The 20,503-nt window shown below is 65.6% G+C and carries 17 protein-coding genes; 7 read left to right on the top strand and 10 right to left on the bottom strand.

Annotated features, from left to right (window positions below; genetic code table 11):
* Positions 1 to 298 precede the first annotated feature (298 nt).
* Together JQ633_RS20375 and JQ633_RS20380 are read left to right on the top strand one after the other, a co-directional pair.
* Positions 299 to 1,495, top strand: a complete 1,197-nt coding sequence (locus JQ633_RS20375; protein ID WP_211986879.1) for an acetyl-CoA C-acyltransferase — start codon at positions 299 to 301, stop codon at positions 1,493 to 1,495.
* Positions 1,496 to 1,609: 114 nt separating this feature from the next.
* Complete coding sequence (locus JQ633_RS20380) at positions 1,610 to 2,914, top strand: MFS transporter (RefSeq protein ID WP_211986880.1); 1,305 nt, start codon at positions 1,610 to 1,612, stop codon at positions 2,912 to 2,914.
* 8 nt (positions 2,915 to 2,922) lie between these two features.
* Here JQ633_RS20380 and JQ633_RS20385 read toward each other — a convergent pair whose 3' ends face one another.
* From JQ633_RS20385 to JQ633_RS20395, 3 genes are all read right to left on the bottom strand, one after another.
* Positions 2,923 to 4,272, bottom strand: a complete 1,350-nt coding sequence (locus JQ633_RS20385) for a carbohydrate porin (RefSeq protein ID WP_211986881.1) — start codon at positions 4,270 to 4,272, stop codon at positions 2,923 to 2,925.
* A gap of 24 nt (positions 4,273 to 4,296) precedes the next feature.
* Positions 4,297 to 5,316: a transporter gene (locus JQ633_RS20390; protein WP_211986882.1), complete on the bottom strand. Its 1,020-nt coding sequence runs from the start codon at positions 5,314 to 5,316 to the stop codon at positions 4,297 to 4,299.
* A 166-nt stretch (positions 5,317 to 5,482) separates the two neighbouring features.
* Positions 5,483 to 6,265 (bottom strand): acetoacetate decarboxylase, encoded by a 783-nt coding sequence (locus JQ633_RS20395; RefSeq protein WP_211986883.1) that lies wholly within the window; start codon positions 6,263 to 6,265, stop codon positions 5,483 to 5,485.
* Between the two features lie 221 nt (positions 6,266 to 6,486).
* On the opposite strand from JQ633_RS20395, the gene JQ633_RS20400 reads away from it, so the two are divergent.
* On the top strand, positions 6,487 to 7,650 hold the full coding sequence (locus JQ633_RS20400) for a patatin-like phospholipase family protein (protein ID WP_211986884.1): 1,164 nt from the start codon (positions 6,487 to 6,489) through the stop codon (positions 7,648 to 7,650).
* 94 nt (positions 7,651 to 7,744) lie between these two features.
* Here JQ633_RS20400 and JQ633_RS20405 read toward each other — a convergent pair whose 3' ends face one another.
* Both JQ633_RS20405 and JQ633_RS20410 read right to left on the bottom strand, forming a co-directional pair.
* Positions 7,745 to 9,304 (bottom strand): acyl-CoA carboxylase subunit beta, encoded by a 1,560-nt coding sequence (locus JQ633_RS20405; RefSeq protein ID WP_211986885.1) that lies wholly within the window; start codon positions 9,302 to 9,304, stop codon positions 7,745 to 7,747.
* Entirely contained in the window at positions 9,234 to 10,208 is a 975-nt protein-coding gene (locus tag JQ633_RS20410; RefSeq protein WP_211986886.1) for an IclR family transcriptional regulator, read from the bottom strand. The genes JQ633_RS20405 and JQ633_RS20410 overlap by 71 nt, the downstream gene beginning before the upstream one ends.
* A 148-nt stretch (positions 10,209 to 10,356) precedes the next feature.
* Between JQ633_RS20410 and JQ633_RS20415 the strand changes: the two genes are divergently transcribed.
* From JQ633_RS20415 to glsA, 4 genes are all read left to right on the top strand, one after another.
* On the top strand, positions 10,357 to 10,578 hold the full coding sequence (locus JQ633_RS20415; RefSeq protein ID WP_211986887.1) for an acetyl-CoA carboxylase biotin carboxyl carrier protein subunit: 222 nt from the start codon (positions 10,357 to 10,359) through the stop codon (positions 10,576 to 10,578).
* 153 nt (positions 10,579 to 10,731) lie between these two features.
* Positions 10,732 to 11,895: a TAXI family TRAP transporter solute-binding subunit gene (locus JQ633_RS20420; protein WP_211986888.1), complete on the top strand. Its 1,164-nt coding sequence runs from the start codon at positions 10,732 to 10,734 to the stop codon at positions 11,893 to 11,895.
* A gap of 50 nt (positions 11,896 to 11,945) precedes the next feature.
* Positions 11,946 to 14,009 carry a TRAP transporter permease gene (locus JQ633_RS20425; protein ID WP_211986889.1) on the top strand — a complete coding sequence of 688 codons (2,064 nt, stop codon included), beginning with the start codon at positions 11,946 to 11,948 and terminating at the stop codon, positions 14,007 to 14,009.
* Between the two features lie 22 nt (positions 14,010 to 14,031).
* A complete protein-coding gene (glsA, locus tag JQ633_RS20430) occupies positions 14,032 to 15,891 on the top strand; it encodes a glutaminase A (protein ID WP_211986890.1) in 1,860 nt (619 codons plus the stop codon).
* Between the two features lie 132 nt (positions 15,892 to 16,023).
* Here glsA and JQ633_RS20435 read toward each other — a convergent pair whose 3' ends face one another.
* The 5 genes from JQ633_RS20435 to JQ633_RS20455 form a co-directional block, all read right to left on the bottom strand.
* Positions 16,024 to 16,737 (bottom strand): class I SAM-dependent methyltransferase, encoded by a 714-nt coding sequence (locus tag JQ633_RS20435; RefSeq protein WP_211986891.1) that lies wholly within the window; start codon positions 16,735 to 16,737, stop codon positions 16,024 to 16,026.
* Positions 16,738 to 16,770: 33 nt separating this feature from the next.
* Positions 16,771 to 17,298, bottom strand: coding sequence for a carboxymuconolactone decarboxylase family protein (locus tag JQ633_RS20440; protein WP_211986892.1), 528 nt, complete (start codon positions 17,296 to 17,298; stop codon positions 16,771 to 16,773).
* A gap of 523 nt (positions 17,299 to 17,821) precedes the next feature.
* Positions 17,822 to 18,181, bottom strand: coding sequence for a Zn-ribbon domain-containing OB-fold protein (locus JQ633_RS20445; protein WP_211986893.1), 360 nt, complete (start codon positions 18,179 to 18,181; stop codon positions 17,822 to 17,824).
* Positions 18,178 to 19,314, bottom strand: coding sequence for a thiolase family protein (locus JQ633_RS20450; RefSeq protein ID WP_211986894.1), 1,137 nt, complete (start codon positions 19,312 to 19,314; stop codon positions 18,178 to 18,180). Before JQ633_RS20450 ends, JQ633_RS20445 begins: the two co-directional genes overlap by 4 nt.
* Before the next feature lie 16 nt (positions 19,315 to 19,330).
* The gene (locus tag JQ633_RS20455) at positions 19,331 to 20,497 is read right to left on the bottom strand and encodes an acyl-CoA dehydrogenase family protein (protein ID WP_211986895.1); all 1,167 of its coding nucleotides are present in this window, start codon (positions 20,495 to 20,497) and stop codon (positions 19,331 to 19,333) included.
* Positions 20,498 to 20,503: the final 6 nt, after the last annotated feature.

Below are 20,503 nucleotides of genomic sequence, written 5' to 3' on the forward strand. Positions count from 1 at the left end.
CTTGGTAAGCGGAACAAGTGTCGGCTATGTCCCCGAACACCCGTCGGTCATGTCCCCGGGCTGAACATCAAGCCGGGTGATGACGCCGCGTTGTGTGGCTGGCGATCGCACAACAAACGCAGGGTCGTCCCGGCAAAGGCCGGGACGACATGGTGGGAGGCTCTATCCAGATCACAGCCTCCCGCGCCGTCTCATGCGACCACGACAATTTCTCATGCCTGCGGCGATTGCATTTTTTGCAGCGCATCATATGATGGATATAATTCAATTACATCGCCGGCACTGAAGGAGTCCTGCCATGGCAACCAGCACCGATCCCGTCGTCATCCTCTCCGCCGCCCGCACCCCGCTCGGCCGCTTCATGGGGGACCTCACGCCGCTCGCCGCGCACAAGCTCGGTGCGCATGTGATCGGCGCGGCGCTCGAGCGGGCGAAGCTTGCGCCTGAGCGGGTCGACGAGGTCTTCATGGGCAACGTGCTGCCGGCCGGCCAGGGCCAGGCCCCCGCCCGCCAGGCGGCGCGCGGCGCCAGGCTGCCGGATGCCACCGGCGCCACCACCGTCAACAAGGTCTGCGGCTCCGGCATGAAGGCGACCATGCTCGGCCACGACATCATCAAGGCCGGCTCCGCCGAGATCGTGGTGTCCGGCGGCATGGAGAGCATGAGCAACGCGCCGTATCTCTTGCAGAAGGCACGCGGCGGCTATCGCGCCGGCCACGACCGCATCATCGACCACATGATGATGGACGGGCTGGAGGATGCCTACGAGACCGGCCGCTCGATGGGCGATTTCGGCGAGGCGACCGCGGAGGCCTATCAGTTCACCCGTGCCGACCAGGACACTTACGCGATGGAGACGCTGAGCCGCGCCCGCAAGGCGGTCGAGAGCGGTGCCTTCAAGGCCGAGATCGCGCCGATCACGCTGCAGGAAAAGGCCGGTCCCCGCATCATCGGCAATGACGAGCATCCGCTGAAGGTCGATCCGGCCAAGATCCCCGGCCTGAAGCCTGCGTTCCGCGCCAACGGCACCATCACGCCGGCCGCCTCCTCGGCCAATGCCGACGGCGCCGCGGCGCTGGTGCTGGCGCGGCGCTCGCTGGCGGATCGCGACGGGCTGCCGGTGTTCGCCGAGATCAAGGGTCACGCCACCCACAGCCAGGAGCCGCAGTGGTTCACCACCGCGCCGATCCCGGCGATCCGCAAGCTGCTCGACAAGGTCGGCTGGAGCGTCGGCGATGTCGACCTGTTCGAGATCAACGAGGCTTTCGCGGTGGTCGCGATGGCGGCGCAGCGCGACCTCGGCATTCCCAGAGAGAAGCTGAACATCAACGGCGGGGCCTGCGCGCTCGGTCATCCGATCGGCGCCACCGGCGCGCGGCTGATCGTGACCCTGCTGCACGCGCTGGAGGCGCAGAACCTCAAGCGCGGCGTTGCCGCCCTGTGCATCGGCGGTGGCGAAGCCACCGCGATCGCGGTGGAGCGGGTGACGAACTAAACCGTATTGCGTCCGAGTCCGAAAACGAGGGAACTATGTCATTTTAGACATAGCGCCCTCGTGACATATTAGGCATCACGAACCGATCCCTTTGCGACATTCATCCGGGGCCCAATGATCTCGAACTGGCTTGCTTCCTCCCTCGCCCGCCGCAACATCCACTATGGCTGGGTGATGGTCGGCGTCACCCTCCTTGCCGCGCTGATCTCGGCCGGCACCGTCGGCGCGCCCGGCGTCTTCATCGTGCCGCTGCAGAAGGAGTTCGGCTGGTCGACCGCCGAGATCTCCTCGGCGCTGTCGATCCGCTTCATCCTGTTCGGGCTGATGGCCCCGTTCGCCGCCGCGCTGCTCAACCGCTACGGCCTGCGCAACGTGACGCTGACCGCGCAGCTGATCGTGGTCTGCGGATTGCTCGCCTCGCTCGGCATGACGCAGGTCTGGCAGCTGGTGCTGCTGTGGGGCGTCGTGATCGGGATCGGCACCGGCATGACCGCGCTGGTGCTCGGCGCGACCATCGCCGCGCGCTGGTTCGTGGCGCGCCGCGGCCTCGTGGTCGGCATCCTCACCGCGAGCGTCGCCACCGGCCAGCTCGCCTTCCTGCCGCTGCTCGCCACCCTCACCGAACGCTACGGCTGGCGCGTCGCGCTCGGCCTCGTCTGCGTCATGCTCGCCGTCGCGGCGTTTGCCGTGCTGATGGTGATGTGCGACCGGCCGAGCGATGTCGGCCTGCGCCCGTTCGGCGACGCGGGCACCGCGCCGCTGCCCGCTCCGCCGCCGGCCAATACGCCGATCATGGCGGCGGCGCTCGGCACGCTGCGCGACTCCTCGAAGTCGTCGGTGTTCTGGATCCTGTTTGCGACCTTCTTCGTCTGCGGCGCCTCGACCAACGGCCTGGTCCAGGTCCATCTGATCCCGATGTGTCTCGACTTCGGCATTCCGCAGGTGCAGGCCGCGAGCCTGCTCGCCGCGATGGGCATTTTCGATTTCTTCGGCACCATCGTCTCGGGCTGGCTGTCGGACCGGTACGACAATCGCTGGCTGCTGTTCTGGTATTATGGCCTGCGCGGCCTGTCGCTGCTGTTCCTGCCGTTCTCCGATTTCTCGTTCTACGGCCTGTCGCTGTTCGCGATGTTCTACGGGCTCGACTGGATCGCGACGGTGCCGCCGACGGTGCGGCTCACCGCGCAGCGCTTCGGCGCCGAGCGTGCCAACCTGGTATTCGGCTGGATCTTCGCCGGCCACCAGCTCGGCGCCGGCGCCGCGGCGTTCGGTGCGGGCCTGTCGCGCACGGTCTATCAGAGCTACCTGCCGGCGTTCTTCATCGCCGGTGCGCTCTGCGTGTTCGCCGCGCTGATCGCGCTCGCGATCACACGGCCGCAGCCGAAGCCCGCGGCGGAGCCGAAGCCGGCCGCGGCCTGAGCCAGCGCTCAGTACGACAGGATCGTGCGCATGCCGAACACGATGCTGTCCTTGATCCGATGCGTCTGCGTCGGATCGTAGGGATCGACCGCGCCGCCGCCGGGATGGGCGATGTACTGAAACATCGGCTGCATCGTCAGATTGGCGTTGACGACGTGCTGGTAGGTGATCTCGAGCACCGCTTCATAGTCGCGGATCGGATACGCCGTGCCGGTGAAGATCTGCGTATCGCGGTCGAGCGCGCGGGCGGCGGCGGAGATCTTGCCGAAGATCCCGGCGATGCCGAGCCGGTCGTCCGGATACTTCTCGCTGAAGCCGGCGAACAGGAAGCCGCCGTCGACATAGGCGCTGATCAGGTTGCGGTCGGAGGGGTTGACCGCAGCGCGCATGAAGAACGCGACGCCCTTGTCGGCATCCGGCTTGGCGCGCGCCAGCAGCTGCTCATAGACCATGAAGACGCCGTTGTTGCGCCGTAGCCAAAGCGGGTCCCCGGAGCTGTTCGGATCGGCGAGCGACAGGCCGTCGGCGCCGAAGCGCTGATCGGCGAACGACATCATGTGATACCAGGCGCCCCCGGTGATCGTCGCCGGAAGCTTGCTCTCCCCGATGTCGAATTTGTACTTGAGCTGGCCGATCCACCAGGGCGGATCATTGACGCGAAACAGGATCCCGTGCGGGTTGGCGATTTGCGGGTCCACGGTTGCCTGGGGCGGCGCAGCCGAGCCGTCGAACAGGCCCAGATAGGCGGTGAGACGGTCGGTCAGGGCCGCCTTGATGCGGATGCCGGGCACGGCAAGCGCCGGCGATGGTCCGCCGGTCGGAAGGTTGACGCCGGTAATGCCGGGCCAGCCGAGCGCCGAGTTGATGAAGATGTCGTCGTACTGGCTGTCGATGAATTCGACATCGGAGCCCTGCTGGCCGAAGCGGATCGCGAGCCTGCCGTCCAGCAGCTTCTGCTCGATCCAGAGTTCATAGAGCCGCGTCGCGGGCAGCGACTCGACGCCGGACACCAGGAACAGATTGCCGACGTAGCCCCGCGACAGCCCGTCACCCTGGATCTGAAACATGTTGGCGTGGAAGGTCGCGCCGGTCCAACCCATCACCTTCTCGAGGTCGATCGTGGTGCCGAGATCGAGACGGCCGGTATAGGCCGCACCGTTGCTCACACCGCCCCGGACGTTGGCAAACCCCTCGCCGATATAGGTCGCGCTGAACTGGTAGCCGGCCTCCTCCAGCGCGGCGCGCGCATCCGCGATCCGGTCGGCGATGGGCTTGTCCTCGGCGCGCGCCGGCATCGCGGGCGCGCAGATCGCGAGCGCCGCGGACACCAATGTTGCGCGGAAGAGGCCTCTGCACATGGCTGTTATCGCGGTACGCTCGCGCTATTTGACGATACCGAGCCGCCGCATGATCAGATAGGCCAGCAGCGACGAGCCGACCAGCAGGCCGGCCGCGACCAGAAATCCGCTTTCGTTCTCGGTCAGCGGCAATCCCTTGGTGTTCATGCCGAAGATGCCGGTGACCAGCGTCGGCGGCAGCAGCATCATGGTGACGACGGAGAGCGCATGCAGATGCTTGTTGCTCTCCTCCTCCAGCTTGAAGCGCAGCTCCTCCTCCAGGAGGCGGCTGCGCTCGTGCAGTTCGACGATGTCGTGGTCGAGGCCGTCGAGCCGCTGCGCCAGCTTGCCGGCCTGCAACCGTAGCGCCGGCGAGAGATCGTCGGTGTTCTTCTGCTCGAGCCGGTGGAACAGCACGCGCAGGCCGGCGAGCTGGCGGTGCAGCCGCACGCAGGTGCGGCGCATCTTGCTGAGATTGCCGCGCAGCTCGGATCCGGTGTCGTTGGCGAGCACCTGCTCCTCGATCGCATCGAGATCGGTGCCTATCTTGTCCGCCATGCGGTCCATGGTGTCAGCGATCTCGTCGACGATCTTCTCCAGCAGCGAAGCGACGCTGTCGACGCGATGGCCGCCCTCGAGCACGCGGCGCGTTGCATCGACCGCGCACAGCGCCTGATGGCGGCCGCTGATCAACAGCCGCTCGGTCATCGCGAAGCGCAGGAAGCCGGTCTCGCGCGTCGCCTCGTTGATGTCCCGCACCAGATCGGAGAACACGCCGTAGACGCAATGGTCGACGATGTGGATCTGCTGGTAGTTGTCGTTCGAGAGCAGCAGGTCGCGCGCGAGCTGCGGAATGTGCAGGGTGGCGAGCCATGCCCGGGTGCGTACGTCGGTCAGGTTGAAGTGCAGCCAGAGCCGGCCGTCGTGGCTCGGCTCGATGGGGGCATCGATCGGCAGCGGCTCGGCGCTGCCGTCATGATGCAGACGGAACGCCCACACCAGCCCGGGCACCGTCCCCGGCGTCAGCAGAGACGTGACATTGGCGGGAGGCGGATTAGCCAACATGGCCAACCTCCAACGAATTTACCGACAAACTCGCAAAGCAAATCACAAAGGCGATCGCGCGAAATGACATGCTCAATACCCCGCACACGCGCAAAACCAGTCAGGCGCGTCCCTCTGTCGCAGCATAGGAGGACGCGCCTGTTACAGTTTTATGTCAGCGACCGGCCTACTCCGCCGCGAGCCCGGTCGGCGCCGCCGCTTCGGCTTCCTTGTTGTAGTCGTGCACCACGCGGCCGAACGGCAGCGTGAGGTCGGCGAGGAAATGATGCGCGCCGACGACACGCCTGACCGGGAAATCCGCGACCGGCGCGTTGACGTGCGGCACGAGATGCAGACGGCCCGGCCCGATCCAGGAGCCCTTGACGACGATGTCGGTCAGGTTGATCGCGACGAGCTGGCAGATCTCGAGATGGCCGTCGACGCCGGGGATCATCTTCAGATTGATCTGCGTCTTCGACAAGGTCGCGCGGGTGACGTCGCCATTGCCCGCCATGCTCTCGTGCTTGTAGCCCATGGTGCCCATGGCGACGAGCTGGCCGGCGTATTCCAGCGTGCCGGTCAGCGTGTCCTTGACGATCTCGAGCTTGGGGTGGGCGTACTTCTTCGGAAAGCCCCAGATCTCGCGGCCGGCCGCGATCGGCGGATCATCGTCGAGATACATCTGGCAGACGAAGTTGACGTCCTCACCGCGCAGCCGCGCCGGGATCACGAGGCCGGACTCGGTGTAGCTGCCGAAGCCGGAGCTGTCGGGCATCTTGATCCATTCGTAATGCACGATCGGCTGCTCGATCGGCTCCAGCGGCTCGGGCAGCCCGGCGCGGATCAGCTCGGGATCGGTCTCGTAGGTGATGACGAGGAATTCGCGATCGATGAAACGATAAGGACCGGCCGGATAGCTCGGGCCGGCAGCCGGCATCGATGGAAGCTTGAGCAGATCTTCCCTGCGCATCGCAATAACCCCCTGCTTGAAATATTGCGCGGGAAGCTAGCGGCCGAGATTGACAGCGATGTGAGGGATTTCCGTCAGCCGGATGACCGGCGTGACGCGGCCGAGGCCGATGCTAACCATGCAGGCAGGCATGCCGGACGCGCCATGCGCATGGGCCGCGTTTGTCATCACCGCGTCATCGGCGGGCTGAATTCTCGCCGCAAATTTTGGAGTGTGTGATTATGGATGCGCGGTCCCCTCATTTCGATGACATCGATCACGCGACGCCCGGCTGGCGTCCCGAAGGTTGCGATCGCGTGGCGCTCGTGCTGCAGGGCGGCGGCGCGCTCGGCGCCTATCAGGCCGGCGTCTATCAGGCGCTGCATGAATCCAACATCGAGCCGGACTGGGTGTGCGGCGTCTCGATCGGCGCGATCAACTCGGCGATCATCGCCGGCAATCCGCCGGAGAAGCGGCTCGAGCGGCTGCACATATTCTGGGACCGCATCACCAATCGCAAGATCTGGCACTACACGCCCGACGGCGACATCTTCCGCAAGGCGCGCAACCTCACCAGCTCATGGATGACCACGACGCTGGGCCAGCCCGGCTTCTTCACCCCGCATGCGACCAATCCGTGGCTCAGCCCGGCGGGCGCGCGCACCGCGACCAGCTATTACGACACCACGCCGCTCAAGGAGTCGCTGCTCGAGCTGGTCGATTTCGACCGCATCAATTCCAAGAAGATCCGTTTCGCGGTCGGCGCGGTGAACGTGCTGTCGGGCAACTTCATCTATTTCGACAACGCGCATGACGAGATCATACCGGAGCACATCATGGCCAGCGGCGCGCTGCCGCCGGCGCTGCCGATGATCAAGGTCGGCACCGATCATTTCTGGGACGGCGGCATCGTCTCCAACACGCCGCTGCAGCATCTGCTCGACCAGGAGGACAACGCCAACTCGCTGGTGTTCCAGGTCGACCTGTTCTCGGCGCGCGGCGCGCTGCCGCGCGACATCCAGGACGTGATGGCCCGCCACAAGGACATCATGTATTCCTCGCGCACCCGCTACAACACCGACGTCTATCGCAAGACCTACGCGCTGCGCACCGCCCTGCACAACGCGCTCGGCAAGATTCCCGACGATCAGCTGTCGGACGATGAGCGCCAGCTCAAGAAGGCGAACAGCCGGCTGCCCGGCATCACGCTGCTGCAGCTGATCTATCAGCAGAAGGCCTATGAGGGCGACGCCAAGGACCACGAATTCTCCGGCACCTCGATGCGCGAGCACTGGGCGAGCGGACACGAGGACACCAAGCGCTCGCTGAAGCGGCGCGACTGGATCAAGATGCCCGAGAGCGGCATGGGCATCGTGATCCACGACGTGCATCGGGAGAGCGATTGAGAATGTCGTTCCGGGGCATGCGAAGCATGAACCCGGAACCTCGAGATTCCGGGTCTGGTCCTTCGGACCATCCCGGAATGACGGTGTTAGAGGCCTACGGCCGCGTCGACATGTTCCGCGGCGGCCCGACCTCGCGGATCGGCTCGGCGAGACGGACGAACTCGCAGAGCAGCGAGCGCGTCTTGCGCGGATCGATCACCTCCTCGACCCAGAACTTCTCGGCCGAGCGGAACGGCGAACGCAGCTTGTTGAGGCGGTCCTCGATCTCCTGCAGCTTCGCCGCAGGATCGGCGGCCGCGTCGATCTCGGCGCGATAGGCCGCCTCGATGCCGCCCTCGAGCGGCAGCGAGCCCCAATAGGCCGACGGCCAGGCGTAGCGCATCGAGAAGCGGTTGGCCGGCTGGTGCACCACGCCGGCGACGCCGAAGGCGTTGCGGATGATGATGGTGCACCAGGGCACGGTGCTCTGGTTCACCGCCGCCATGGCCCGCACGCCGTGGCGGATGGTGGCGGACTTCTCGGCCTCGAGCCCGATCATGAAGCCAGGGCAGTCCATCAGGTAGACCACCGGCAGATGGAAGGTCTCGGCGAAGTCGACCCAGCGCACCACCTTGGCGCAGGCGTCCGCGGTCCACGAACCGCCGTAGTGGAACGGATCGCTCGCCAGCAGCAGCACCGCCCTGCCCTCGATACGCGCGAGGCCGGTGATGATCGGGCGGCCGAAATTGCTGGCGACCTCGAAGAACGAGCCTTTGTCGACGACGGCATCGATGATCGGGCGCATCTTGTAGACCTGCCGGCGATTGCGCGGCACCGCCTTCATCAACGACTCCTCGGCACGCTCGGGATCGTCGTTGCAGGCAATAGTCGGCGGCAGCTCGTAGACCGACGACGGCAGGTAGGACAGGAAGCGTTTTGCGCACTCGAACGCCTCTTCCTCCGTCTCGACGGCCTGATCGATCGCGCCGGAGCGGGTCTGGATATCGGCGCCGCCGAGCTCCTGCTTGGTCAGATCCTGGCCGAGACGCTTCACCACCGGCGGGCCGGCGACGAACATCGCCGAGCTCTTGGTCATGACAGAGTAATGCGTCGCCGCGAGCCGCGCCGCGCCGAGGCCGGCGACCGAGCCGAGCCCGAGACCAACGACCGGCACCCGCGCCAGATTGGCGGTCGTGTACCAGTACCAGCGCGTGCCGCCGACGCCGCCAGGCAGATTGGCCGCGCCGCGCGTCTCGATGGTCTTCACTGAACCGCCGCCGCCGGAGCCCTCGATCACGCGGATGATCGGCAGACGGAAGTCGTGCGCCATCTCCTCGGCCATCAGCGGCTTGGCGGAGATCGACGCATCGGCCGAGCCGCCGCGCACGGTGAAATCGTCGCCGACGACGACCACGGTGCGGCCGTCCACCCTGGCGCGGCCGAACACGCAGTTCGCCGGCGTCAGGTGCCTGAGCTCGTTGTTCTCGTCGTATTCGGCGATGCCGGAGATGGCGCCGATCTCGTGAAAACTGTTCTGGTCGACGAGCCCGTCGATACGCTCACGAACCGTGAGCCGGCCCTGGTCACGCTGCCGCTTGACCTTGTCAACGCCTCCCATCTCCCGCGCGAACGCTTCGCGCCGGGCGAGGTCGTCGAGTTCCGGCTTCCAGTTCATTCCGTGCCTCCGTGTTGATGATTTTATTGTTGTTATGGACCGTCACCGGAAGCGGTTTGCGCTCAATCCGATTGGCGAAGATGTCGCCGTCGGCGCCTTCGAGCAGGCTGCCGATCGCAGCGCCGAGTTCGACCATCTGCGGCGCAACCTCGCGGTGCAGCCGCGCCTCGTCATACATCGCCGACAGCAGGCCGATCGTGGTGACCACATAGGTCTGATACTGCGGCGACCACATCGGCACGGCGACGCCGTTGATGTGCGGGCTCCACAGACCGCAGGCGACGACATAGCCGTGCTCCTGCAGATGACGGCGGTTGGCCTCGATGCGCGGCGTCAGGATTTTCGCGCCCTCCGGCAGTTCGCCTTCCATCTCGGCGATCAGCGCATCGCCGATCACCGGATCGAGCGCAGCAGTATAGGCGTGGCCGGCGGCAGTGGTCGCCATCGAGATGCGGCTGCCGGTGGCCTCGTGCAGGCCGAGCGCGTTCGCGGCGCGGGCAAATTCGAGATAGACGAGATGAAAGCGGTCGGGGATGACGAAGCCCACCGTACCAGGCAATTGATCGGCGACGTCCTGCAGACGCAGCCGGATCAGGTTGCGCAGCTGCAGCCCCTTCATCATCGAGGTGCTCATCGCCACCGCGCTCGGGCCGATGCGATACTTCTGATCGCGCGGCAGATAGACGAGCTGTCCCATCCGCGTCAGCGTGTGCGTCAGGCGCGACACCGTCGAGCGCGGCAAGCCGCAGCGGTTGGAGATCTCGAGATTGCCGAGCCGCGCCTCGTGCCCCTCGAAGCACCGCAGCACGTCGAAGGCCCGCGACACCACCTGGATCACATCACCATCACCAGTCTCGCTGGCGAGCATTCCCTGCCTGCTAAGCCGTTCCGAGCGCCGTCCCATATTTTATTGGCTCCGTTTTTATCTTGGCTCCATTCCGTCATGCGGAATAAAATTCCACTTGCAGATGAAGCTACCTCAGGCAATCTGCCGCCACAACAAAAAGCCGTTCGCCGGATGAAATTTCCGCAAGACGGTATCGGAGAGTGGAATGCCAGAGATCAAGGTTGTGACCGAAGTTGCCGGCCGCATTTGCGCGCTTCCCGTCGAAGCCGGCAGCCGCATCGGCGACGGCGACGAGATCGCGTTCGTCGAAGCGATGAAGATGGAAATCCCGGTCACATCGACCACAGCAGGCAAAATCAAGTCGATTCTGGTCAAAATCGACGACGTGATCGCCGAGGGACAGGCGGTCGCGATCGTCGAGACCTGAGGCTGCGCCCTCCTCGCTGCCGCGACAATCTGTCCCGTGATGGACCGGCCGAAAACGGCCGGCATGCGTCGGAGGTAGCGTTGCCATCGCGAATTCGCGATGCAATCATCCCGGCCGAAAAAGTTTCGCACAGCGAAACAAAAGGGAGGAAGTATGATGCATCGGCTGCTGGCGCTCGCGCCTGCCCTTCTCGCTGGCCTGTCCACGCTTTCAGCCGCGCCTGTGTCGGCCGACGACGTCAAGCTGCCGCCGACCATGGCGGTGACCGCCTATGACACCGGGACCGCCGGCTTCAACATCGCGGTCGCCGTCGGCAAGATGATGAAGGACAAATACGGCACCGATCTTCGCGTGCTGCCGGCCGGCAACGACGTCGCGCGCCTCGCCCCGCTGCGCGCCAAGCGTGCGGTCTCCTCGGCGATGGGATCGGGCACCTACTTCGCGCAGGAAGGCGTGTTCGAGTTCGGCGCCAAGGAATGGGGACCACAGCCGCTGCAACTGCTGCTGTCGTCGGTCGACTGCAATTGCGGCGCGCTCGGCGTCGCCGCCGATGCCGGCGTCAAGGAGATGAAGGACCTCAAGGGCAAGCGCGTCGGCTTCGTGGTCGGCTCGCCCGCGCTGAACCAGAACTCACTCGCGATGCTGGCGTTCGGCGGCCTCACCCAGAAGGACGTCAAGATCGTCGAGTTCGCCAGCTACGGCGCGATGTGGAAGGGCCTCATCAACAACGATACCGACGCCGCGTTCGGCACCACCATCACCGGCCCCGCCAAGGAAGCCGAGACTTCACCGCGCGGCCTGATGTGGCCGCAGTTGCCCGCCAGCGACAAGGAAGGCTGGGCGCGGGTGAAGAAGGTCGGCTCGTTCTTCTTCCCGCAGCTTGCGACCTGCGGCGCGGGCATCTCGGCGGACAAGCCGCTCCAGCTCGGCAACTACCCCTACCCGATCTTCGTCGCCTACGCCGCGCAACCGGCCGACCAGGTCTATGCGATCACCAAGGCGATGATCGTCAATTACGACGCCTACAAGGATAGCGCGCCGGGCGCCGGCGGGCTCGGCGCCCACCGCCAGACCAAGAACTGGGTCGTCCCCGTGCATCCCGGTGCGGTGAAGGCACTCAAGGAAGCGGGGCAATGGACCGACGAGCAGGAGGCGCACAACAACGCCCTCTACAAGCGCCAGGAAACGCTGGCCGCCGCCTGGGCCGACTACGGCAAGTCCAATCCGCCCTCGGACGACAAGGCCTTCCTCGAGGGCTGGATGAAGGCGCGCGCCGCGGCGCTTGCCAAGGCCAACATGCCTGATGGCTTCGAATAAGTCCTGCTAGACTGCAGCCAAAATAAACGAACAGCATTGGGGGATGCGTAATGCCCGATAGCGCCACGGCTGCGCCTGCGAAGAAGGTCGAGTTCGAAGATCCGCATGCCGGCCTCGGCAATCTGCAGGAGGCCGAGGTCACGCGTGTCCGCACCCTGCGCGGCGGCTGGCGCTGGGCGCTGGTGGCCGCGACCGCGGCGACCATCCTGCTGTGCATCAACCAGCAATTCTCACTGCGCTTCTTCATCGATTACACCCAGCTCAACACCGAATATTTCTACCTGTTGATCGCGCTGATGCTACCCTTCACCTTCCTGATCTTCCCGGGAACGGAAGGCGCGCCGCTGAATCGGATTCCCTGGTACGACCTCGTGCTCGCGCTCGCCACGTTCGCGGCCTCGATCTGGCTGATGATGAACGTGCGCAAGGCGGCGCAGTATGGCTGGGAGTCCGACGGCGCGCCGCGCAACGTCATCATCGCCGGCCTCGTGATGTGGGCGATGCTGATGGAGGCGCTGCGCCGCACCGGCGGCTGGAGCCTGCTGCTCAGTGTGTTTCCGTTCACCGTCTATCCGCTGTTCGCCGAGGCCAGCTGGCTCGGTCCCTTCAGGGGCTCACAGCTGACGCTGGACCAGGCCACGGCCTATCACGTGCTGTCGGGCGAAAGCCTGCTCGGCATTCCGATCCAGGCGTTTGCCGACACCGTGATCGGCTTCCTGGTGTTCGGCACCGCGCTGATGATGACCGGCGCCGGAAAGTTCTTCATCAACATCGCCTTCGCGCTGTGCGGCACCTTCCGCGGCGGCGCGGCCAAGGTCTGCATCTTTGCCTCCGGCCTGCTCGGCATGATGTCGGGCTCGATCATCTCCAACGTGCTGACCGCCGGCACCATGACGATCCCGGTCATGAAGAAGAGCGGCTTTCGTGCCTCCTATGCCGGCGCGATCGAGGCCTGCGCCTCGACCGGCGCGGTGCTGGCGCCGCCGGTGATGGGCGCGACCGCGTTCGTGATCGCGCAGTTCCTCAATGTCAGCTACGCGGAGGTCGCAGTCGCCGCGATCATCCCGGCCGCGCTCTACTACATCGGCCTGTTCATGCAGGTCGATTCCTATGCCGCGCGCCACGGCCTGAAAGGCATTCCGCGCTCCGAGCTGCCGCGGGTGATGGATACGATCAGGGACGGCTGGTACTACGTCTTCGTCATCGCGCTGCTGATCGTGATGCTGCTCTATTTCAAGCGCGAGAGCCACGCGCCGTTCTACGCGACCGCGCTGCTCCTGGTGCTGAACCAGCTGTTCTCCAAGGACACGCGCTGGACGCTCGGCACGATCGCGAAATTCCTCGAGGTCAACGGCCGCACCTTCGTCGAGCTGGTCGGCATCCTCGCCGGCTGCGGCCTGTTGATCGGCGCCTTCTCGATGACCGGCGTGGTCTCGAGCCTCGCCAACGACCTGCTGACGCTCGCCGGCGACAATGCGTTCCTGCTGCTCGTGATGTGCGCGCTGACCAGCCTGATCCTCGGCCTCGGACTGACGACGACCGCCTGCTACATCTTCCTCGCCATCCTGGTGGCGCCCGCGCTGGAGAAGCTCGGGCTGAACCGGATGGCGGTGCACATGTTCATCTTCTATTGGGGCATGCTGTCCTCGATCACGCCGCCGGTCGCGATCGCATCCTTCGCCGCGGCCGGCATCGCCGGCTCGCCGGCGATGAAGACCGGGTGGGAATCGATGTGGGTCGGCAGCATCATCTATTTCATCCCGTTCTTCTTCGTGCTGAACCCGGCGCTGGTGCTGCAGGGGCCGAGCCCCTATCTCGCCGGCCTCGGCCTGATGGCGCTGGCGGCCTTCGGCACGCTGTTCATCTGCGGCGGCATTCAGGGTTACCAAGCCTTCGTCGGCGACCTCAGCCGCACCGGGCCGCTGGAATGGCCGCTGCGGGTGCTGCTGGTGATCGGCGGCTTCGTGATCGCAACGCCCGGCGGCGGCATCAACCCGCTGTCGCAGCTGCAGATAATGCTACTCGGGCTCGCGATCCTCGCGCCCACAGTCCTGCTCGCGCTGGTGCTGATCCGTCGTCAGGCACTGGTTCCGAACCAGTTGCGCGCGCCCTGATTGCGTTGCACAACAGGAGGCGATGAAACAATCGCCTCCGCCCGTCACCGCCAGCACCGTCAACTGGATCAGCGCGCAGCCGCCGCTGCTGCGGTTTCTGCACGCCTGTTACGCAGATTTCCTGCCTGAGGACGGCGGCACCGTCGCCGACTATATCCCCGAGCTGGGCAAGGCCGATCCTGCCCATTTCGGCATCAGCCTCGCGACGCTGGACGGTCACGTCTACGAGGTCGGCGACACCAAAGTCCCCTTCACCATCCAGTCGATGTCGAAGCCGTTCGTGTTCGCGCTGGCGCTGGATACGCTCGGGGCAGAGCGGGTGGAAAGCGTGATCGGCGTCGAACCGTCGGGCGATCCCTTCAACTCGATCCGGCTCAATGCCGAGAACCACCCCTTCAACCCGATGGTCAATGCCGGCGCGATCGCCTGCTCCGGCCTGATACACACCGCCAAGGGTGACGGCGCGTTCGAGTTCATCCGGCAGGCGCTCAGCCGTTTCGCCGGCCGCGAGCTCGGCGTCGACGAAGCGGTCTATGCGTCGGAGAGCGCGACCGGCGACCGCAACCGGGCGATCGGCTATCTGCTGCGCACCAACGGCGTGATCGCCGAGAACGTGCCTGACGTGCTCGACGTCTATTTCCGGCAATGCGCCATCCTGGTCACCGCGCGCGACATTGCGGTGATGGCGGCGACGCTCGCCAACCGCGGCATCAATCCGCTGACCGAGCAACAGGTGATGACGCCCTACGCGATCTCCCGCGCTCTGTCGGTGATGACGTCGTCGGGCATGTACGACTATGCCGGCGAATGGATCTACCGCGTCGGCGTTCCCGCCAAGAGCGGCGTCGGCGGCGGCATTCTGGCGGCGCTGCCGGCGCGGCTCGGGCTCGGCAGCTATTCGCCGAAGCTCGACAAGCACGGCAACAGCGTGCGCGGCATCAAGGTTTGCGAGGCGCTGTCGGCGCATTACGACCTGCACATGCTGAACCGCAGCGACGACGCCCGCCACAGCATCATCGCCGACTACAATATCGGCAAGAACCCGTCGCGCCGGGTGCGGCGCCCGCAGGAGCAGGAAATCCTGGCGAAGCACTTCCAGGAGGTGCGCGTGATCGAGCTGGTCGGCACGCTGTCGCTCTCCAACGTCGACTACGTCTCGCGTCGGCTCGGCGGCGGGCCGCGGCCGGAATTCGTGATCTTCGACCTGCGCCGCGTCACCGCAACGACGCGCGCCGGCGCGCGGCTGGTGGCGGAGGCCTTCCAGGAGCTCGCCGCGCTCGGCGTCACCGTGATCCTCTCCGGGATCAAGCGGACGTCGCGGGAGTGGACGACGATTAGCGAATGGACCAGCCGGCTCGGCAATATCAGGGATTTCTATTTGCTCGACACCGCGATCGAATGGGCCGAGGACCAGATCGTCTACCGCTATGGCGGCTCGATCGACTTCGTCGAGACCACCGAGCTCTCCGAGCAGCCGCTGCTCGCCGGGCTGGACGAGGCGGCGCTCGGCGATTTCGCCGCGCTCTGCACCGTCAGAACCTACCAGCCGCACGAGACGATCATTGCCGCGGGCGACGCGGCAACGTCGGTGTTCTTCCTGCGCAGCGGCGTGGTGCATGTCACCCTGCCCGACGGCGTCCGCCTCGCGACGCTGACCGCCGGCATGGCGTTCGGCGAGATGGCCCTGCTGGAGCCGAAACGATCCGCGAACGTCGTCGCCGATATGTCCGCGACCGCCTTTGAGATCACGATTGCGGACTTCGAGCGATTCCGCGCCCAGCATCCGCCCGCCTGCGAGCGGATCATGCGCAACCTCGCGCAGCTTCTCGCCGACCGCCTGATCGTGGCGAATGCAAAGGTCGATCTGCTGACGTCGGGCTAGCGGCTCTCTCTCTCCTCTCCAAGGGTTGGACTCGCGGAGGCTCCCCCTCACCCGGATCGCATTCCGCTTCGCTGCATGCGCTCCGGCCTCTCCCCGCACGCGGGGCGAGGCCAAGAAGGCTGGACCGCCACCTTATGCCGGGCGCTGCCATTCCATGACGACGAACCATGGCACGCGGCGGAAGTCCGCCTGGTGGGCTTCGTCGCCGGACACTGGTGCCGGTTCGGCGAAGAAGGTCAGTTGCAGGCCCTGCTCCAGCAGCGCCGTCATGTAGTCCGACAGCGGACGATGCCAGTTCTCGATCCGGATTCCGGCCCAAGCGAACGACATGGAAAATTCTTCGAGATAACGATCGACGGGGAAATGCAGACGCCGCCCTGCCTCGTCCCTGATCCAGCCCTGCTCGGCGCCGGCCGATGTGAAGCCGGTGAGATTTGCGATCAGCAGCGAACCGCCCGGCCTCACCACCCGCGCCATCTCGCGGATCGCCGACCTGAAATCGGGGATGTCGACCAGCGTGATGTAGCTGACCACCAGATCGAAGCTGGCGTCGGCGAATTCGAGCTGTTCGGCGCGGCCGCGCCGATAGTCGCCCGACGGATCGCGCTGCCTCGCCGCGTCAAGCAAGGCGGCCGTCGGCTCGATGCCGATCGGACTGACGCCGGCTGTCTTGAGGATCCGGCAGAAGCGCCCCTCGCCGCAGCCGACGTCGAGCGCGTTGCCGAACCGGCCGCGTCCGATCCGGTCAAGCATGACGGGATCGAGCACGTGCTCGCGTCCCCAGTCGCCGCGCTCACCCTGCGACTCGATCCAGGCCTGTGCCGAAGCGTCCCAGCCGTTGTCCATCACACGATCCCGAACGGCGCCGGAGCAAGCGGTCTAGCTCACCACTTCCGTCACCGGCTGCAGGTCGATCTCAAAGGTCTCGAGGAATTTCGAGGTCATGATGTAGAAGCCAACCGAGAGCTGCAGCTCGATCAGCGCCGCCGGCGTCAGCTTCGCGGCGATCGCCTTGAAGGTCGCGTCGGTCGGCTTCTTCAGCTTGACGATCTCGTCGGTGAAGGCGAGCGCGGCGCGCTGCACCTCGTCGAAGCAGGTGGCGGCTTGCCAGTTCTCCAGCGCCGCATTCTGCTCGTCGGTGACGCCGACATTCTTGCCGATCCGCTTGTGCGCGACGATCTCGTACGGCGCCTCGCAGAGAATGCCGGTGCGCGTGATCGCAAGCTCGCGCACGACGGGATCGAGCTCGCCCTTGTGGCGGATCGCGCCGCCGAGCCGGCAGTACTGTTCAAAGTAACTCGGCGAATGCGCCATCATGCGAAAGATGTTGGCGTTGCGGTTCTTGTCGAGGATCTCGCGGGTGCGCGGGCTTGCCGCTGCGGGATCGGAGTAGTCGATGCGGGCCATTTCCCAACCTTGATGTTGCTGTTGTTCTTTCGGATTGGGACAGTATCCGCCGGCCGTCGCGGGAGCAACACACGCGAGTCAAATTGCCGCCGCAATCGCAGACGACCCTGCTACCGTCGATATTCGCTGAGTGGGGACTCATCAAAGCGAATACTCGTCGCGGGGTGTTCCGAGTAGAAAAATCTGGCCGTCTTGCGCGCTGTACGCGCAACGATGAGTCACGCCCAAGTCTAGGGGAAACGCATGAAGGAAGCCACCAAGAGGGCGGCCTCGGAAGCGCTTGCGCAAGCGCTGGCGGTGACGGCAATGCTCGTCATCGCCAGCGTCGTGCTCTATTGGCGGTGACGGCCGCCCGGTTACGCGTAAATTCCGTCATTGCAAGAGTTCAGCGACAGAATTGCCAGGCAATTCTGCGCTGACGCGGCGAGGCGATCCATGCTCCCCCGTTCAGTCATGGATTGCTTCGCGCAGCCTGCCATCCGGCCGCGCCTTGCGCCGGCCGGATGGCTCGCAACCGTTTCGGCTATTTCACCTTTGCGAAATACGGCACCAGCCGTCCCGCGAATTGCGTGAAACGCGCAGCGACCTTGTCGCCGATAGCAAGATCGTTGTCGCCATGTGCCATCATGCGAAAGCCCTCGTCGGTATCGACCAGCACGATGTTGTAGGGCACATGCGCCCGCGTCTCCGGCGTCGCTGCGCGGCACACCAGCGAGGTCGCATAGACCGTCCCTGCCCCGCTGGCGCGGTGCTCGGCGAGCTCGGCCGCGCCGCAGGCAGCGCAGAAGCTGCGGCGGAAATATTGCCGCGCGCCGCAGGCGTTGCAGGTCTGGTAGACGATGGCTTCCGCGCCCTTGGTCCAGTCGGCGATCATTCCGCTCATCGCACGCGCTCCAGGAACATGCTGACATGCGACGACAGCACGCCGCCGTCGCCATGCAGCAGCGCAACCGAGGCGTCGCGGACCTGACGGTTCTCGGCGCGGCCGGTCATCTGCAGATGGGTCTCGACCAGATGCGCCATCGCGCCGCCGACGCCGCAATGGCCGTAGCTGAGCAATCCGCCATGCGTGTTGAGCGGCATCTCGCCATCGCCGTTGAAATAGCCGGCGCGCACGCGCGCCGCCGCCTCGCCACGCTCGGCGAGACCGAGATCCTCAAGCAGCATCGCGAGCGTGATCGTGAAGCTGTCGTAGACCGCCGCGTAACGCACGTCCGGGATCGCGATCCCCGAGGCTTGCTTCGCCTTGGCGATCGAAATCTCGGCGCCAAGCTCGCTCAACGCCGGCGCCGCCGTAATGTGCTGATGCGTGTGCGCCTGGGCGCAGCCGCGCACGCGGACCTGCTTCTCGCCGGTCGGCTCGCGGCTGATCACGCAGGCCGCGCCGCCGTCGGACACCGGACAGCAGTCGAGCAGTTTCAGCGGCATCGCCACCGGCTTGGAGGCCATCACGTCGGCCACCGTGATCGGATCGTGGAACTGCGCGCCGGGATGCGTCAGCGAGTGCTTGCGCATCAGCACGGCGAACTCGGCAAGGTCCTCCTGCGTGAGGCCGTATTCATGCATGTAGCGGGTCGCGACCAGGCCGTAATAGGCCGGGATGGTCGGGCCGAGCGTCACCTCGTAATCGGGATGGCCGACCTGGGCCAGCGCCTGGATCGAGGCATCACGACTCTGCCCGGTGAGCCGGTTCTCGCCGCCGACCACCAGCACGTGTTTGGCGACCCCGGCATCGACGAGGTGATGCGCCAGCATGGTCATCGCAAGCCCGGTGGCGCCGCCGACCTGCACGGCATGGGCATAGGCGGGGCGGATGCCGAAATGCTCGGCGAACACGGTGGCGAGCATGATGTGCGGCGACACCGTGGAATAGCCGCAGAGGATGCCGTCGATGTCGGCGCGCTTCAGCCCGGCATCGGCGATCGCAAGCTCGGCCGCCTTGCTCATCAGGTCGAGCGAGGACAGACCCTCGTGCTTGCCATAAGACGTGAGGCCGACGCCGGTGACGAAGCTCATGGTGCTACAACCATCATCAATACGACTTCGGAAGGCCGAGCACCTTCTCGCCGATGAAGCTGAGGATCAGCTGCGGGCTGATCGGGGCGATGCGCGGGATCAGCGATTCCCTTAAGTAGCGCTCGACATGGTACTCCTTGGCGTAGCCGAAGCCGCCATGGGTCATCACCGCCTGCTCGCAGGCATGGAAGCCGGCTTCCGCCGCGAGATATTTTGCCGCGTTCGCCGCCGGACCGCAGGGCAGGTTCTGGTCGTATTGCCAGCCCGCGCGCAGCACCATCAGCCAGGCGGCCTCGAGCTCCATCCAGCATTTCGCCAGCGGATGCTGGATCGCCTGGTTCATGCCGATCGGGCGGTTGAACACGATGCGGCCCTTGGCGTAGTCCGACGCCTTCTTCAGCGCGATCTGGCCGAGGCCGACGGCTTCCGCGGCGATCAGGATGCGCTCGGGGTTCATGCCGTGCAGGATGTATTCGAAGCCGCGACCTTCCTCGCCGATGCGGTCCTCGACCGGGATCTCGAAGTTCTCGAAGAACAGCTCGTTGGAATCGACGGGCTTGCGGCCCATCTTCTCGATCTCGTGCACGGTGACGCGCTTGCGGTCGAAGTCAGTGTAGAACAGGCTGAGGCCGTGGGTCGGGCTCCGCACCTCTTCCAGCGGCGTGGTGCGCGCCAGCAGCAGGATCTTGTTGGCGACCTGCGCGGTCGAGATCCACACCTTCTGGCCGTTGACGATGTATTTGTCGCCCTGGCGCACCGCGCGGGTCTTGAGCTGGGTGGTATTGAGGCCGGTGTTCGGCTCGGTAACGGCAAAGCAGGACTTGTCGCGGCCGTCGATGATCGGCGGCAGCATGCGCTGGCACTGTTCCTTGGTGCCGAACACGACGACCGGATTGAGCCCGAACACGTTCATGTGCACGGCGGAGGCGCCGGACATCCCGGCGCCGGATTCGGAAATCGTGCGCATCATGATCGCCGCATCGGTGATGCCGAGACCGGCGCCGCCGTATTCCTCGGGGATGCAGATGCCGAGCCAGCCGGCGTCCGCCAGCGCGCGGTGGAAGTCGGCCGGGAAACCGCCCTCCTTGTCCTTCTTCAGCCAGTAGGTGTCGTCGAAACGCGTGCAGATCTTGGCGACGGCATCGCGGATCGATTCCTGGTTGGCCGAGAGTGCAAAATCCATCTGTCG

Origin of the sequence: Bradyrhizobium tropiciagri, from assembly GCF_018130505.1 — a bacterium.
Taxonomy (GTDB): Bacteria; Pseudomonadota; Alphaproteobacteria; order Rhizobiales; family Xanthobacteraceae; genus Bradyrhizobium; species Bradyrhizobium tropiciagri_B.

Bases quoted from the DNA above. Each gene is read 5' to 3' on its own strand.
- JQ633_RS20410 (WP_211986886.1), bottom strand. From the start codon at position 10,208: ATGGGACGGCGCTCGGAACGGCTTAGCAGGCAGGGAATGCTCGCCAGC.
- JQ633_RS20390 (WP_211986882.1), bottom strand. From the start codon at position 5,316: ATGTTGGCTAATCCGCCTCCCGCCAATGTCACGTCTCTGCTGACGCCG.
- JQ633_RS20400 (WP_211986884.1), top strand. From the start codon at position 6,487: ATGGATGCGCGGTCCCCTCATTTCGATGACATCGATCACGCGACGCCC.
- JQ633_RS20435 (WP_211986891.1), bottom strand. From the start codon at position 16,737: ATGGACAACGGCTGGGACGCTTCGGCACAGGCCTGGATCGAGTCGCAG.
- JQ633_RS20445 (WP_211986893.1), bottom strand. From the start codon at position 18,181: ATGAGCGGAATGATCGCCGACTGGACCAAGGGCGCGGAAGCCATCGTC.
- JQ633_RS20375 (WP_211986879.1), top strand. From the start codon at position 299: ATGGCAACCAGCACCGATCCCGTCGTCATCCTCTCCGCCGCCCGCACC.
- JQ633_RS20455 (WP_211986895.1), bottom strand. From the start codon at position 20,497: ATGGATTTTGCACTCTCGGCCAACCAGGAATCGATCCGCGATGCCGTC.
- JQ633_RS20450 (WP_211986894.1), bottom strand. From the start codon at position 19,314: ATGAGCTTCGTCACCGGCGTCGGCCTCACGTCTTATGGCAAGCACGAG.
- JQ633_RS20395 (WP_211986883.1), bottom strand. From the start codon at position 6,265: ATGCGCAGGGAAGATCTGCTCAAGCTTCCATCGATGCCGGCTGCCGGC.
- JQ633_RS20440 (WP_211986892.1), bottom strand. From the start codon at position 17,298: ATGGCCCGCATCGACTACTCCGATCCCGCAGCGGCAAGCCCGCGCACC.
- JQ633_RS20405 (WP_211986885.1), bottom strand. From the start codon at position 9,304: ATGAACTGGAAGCCGGAACTCGACGACCTCGCCCGGCGCGAAGCGTTC.
- JQ633_RS20385 (WP_211986881.1), bottom strand. From the start codon at position 4,272: ATGTGCAGAGGCCTCTTCCGCGCAACATTGGTGTCCGCGGCGCTCGCG.
- glsA (WP_211986890.1), top strand. From the start codon at position 14,032: ATGAAACAATCGCCTCCGCCCGTCACCGCCAGCACCGTCAACTGGATC.
- JQ633_RS20415 (WP_211986887.1), top strand. From the start codon at position 10,357: ATGCCAGAGATCAAGGTTGTGACCGAAGTTGCCGGCCGCATTTGCGCG.
- JQ633_RS20420 (WP_211986888.1), top strand. From the start codon at position 10,732: ATGATGCATCGGCTGCTGGCGCTCGCGCCTGCCCTTCTCGCTGGCCTG.
- JQ633_RS20425 (WP_211986889.1), top strand. From the start codon at position 11,946: ATGCCCGATAGCGCCACGGCTGCGCCTGCGAAGAAGGTCGAGTTCGAA.
- JQ633_RS20380 (WP_211986880.1), top strand. From the start codon at position 1,610: ATGATCTCGAACTGGCTTGCTTCCTCCCTCGCCCGCCGCAACATCCAC.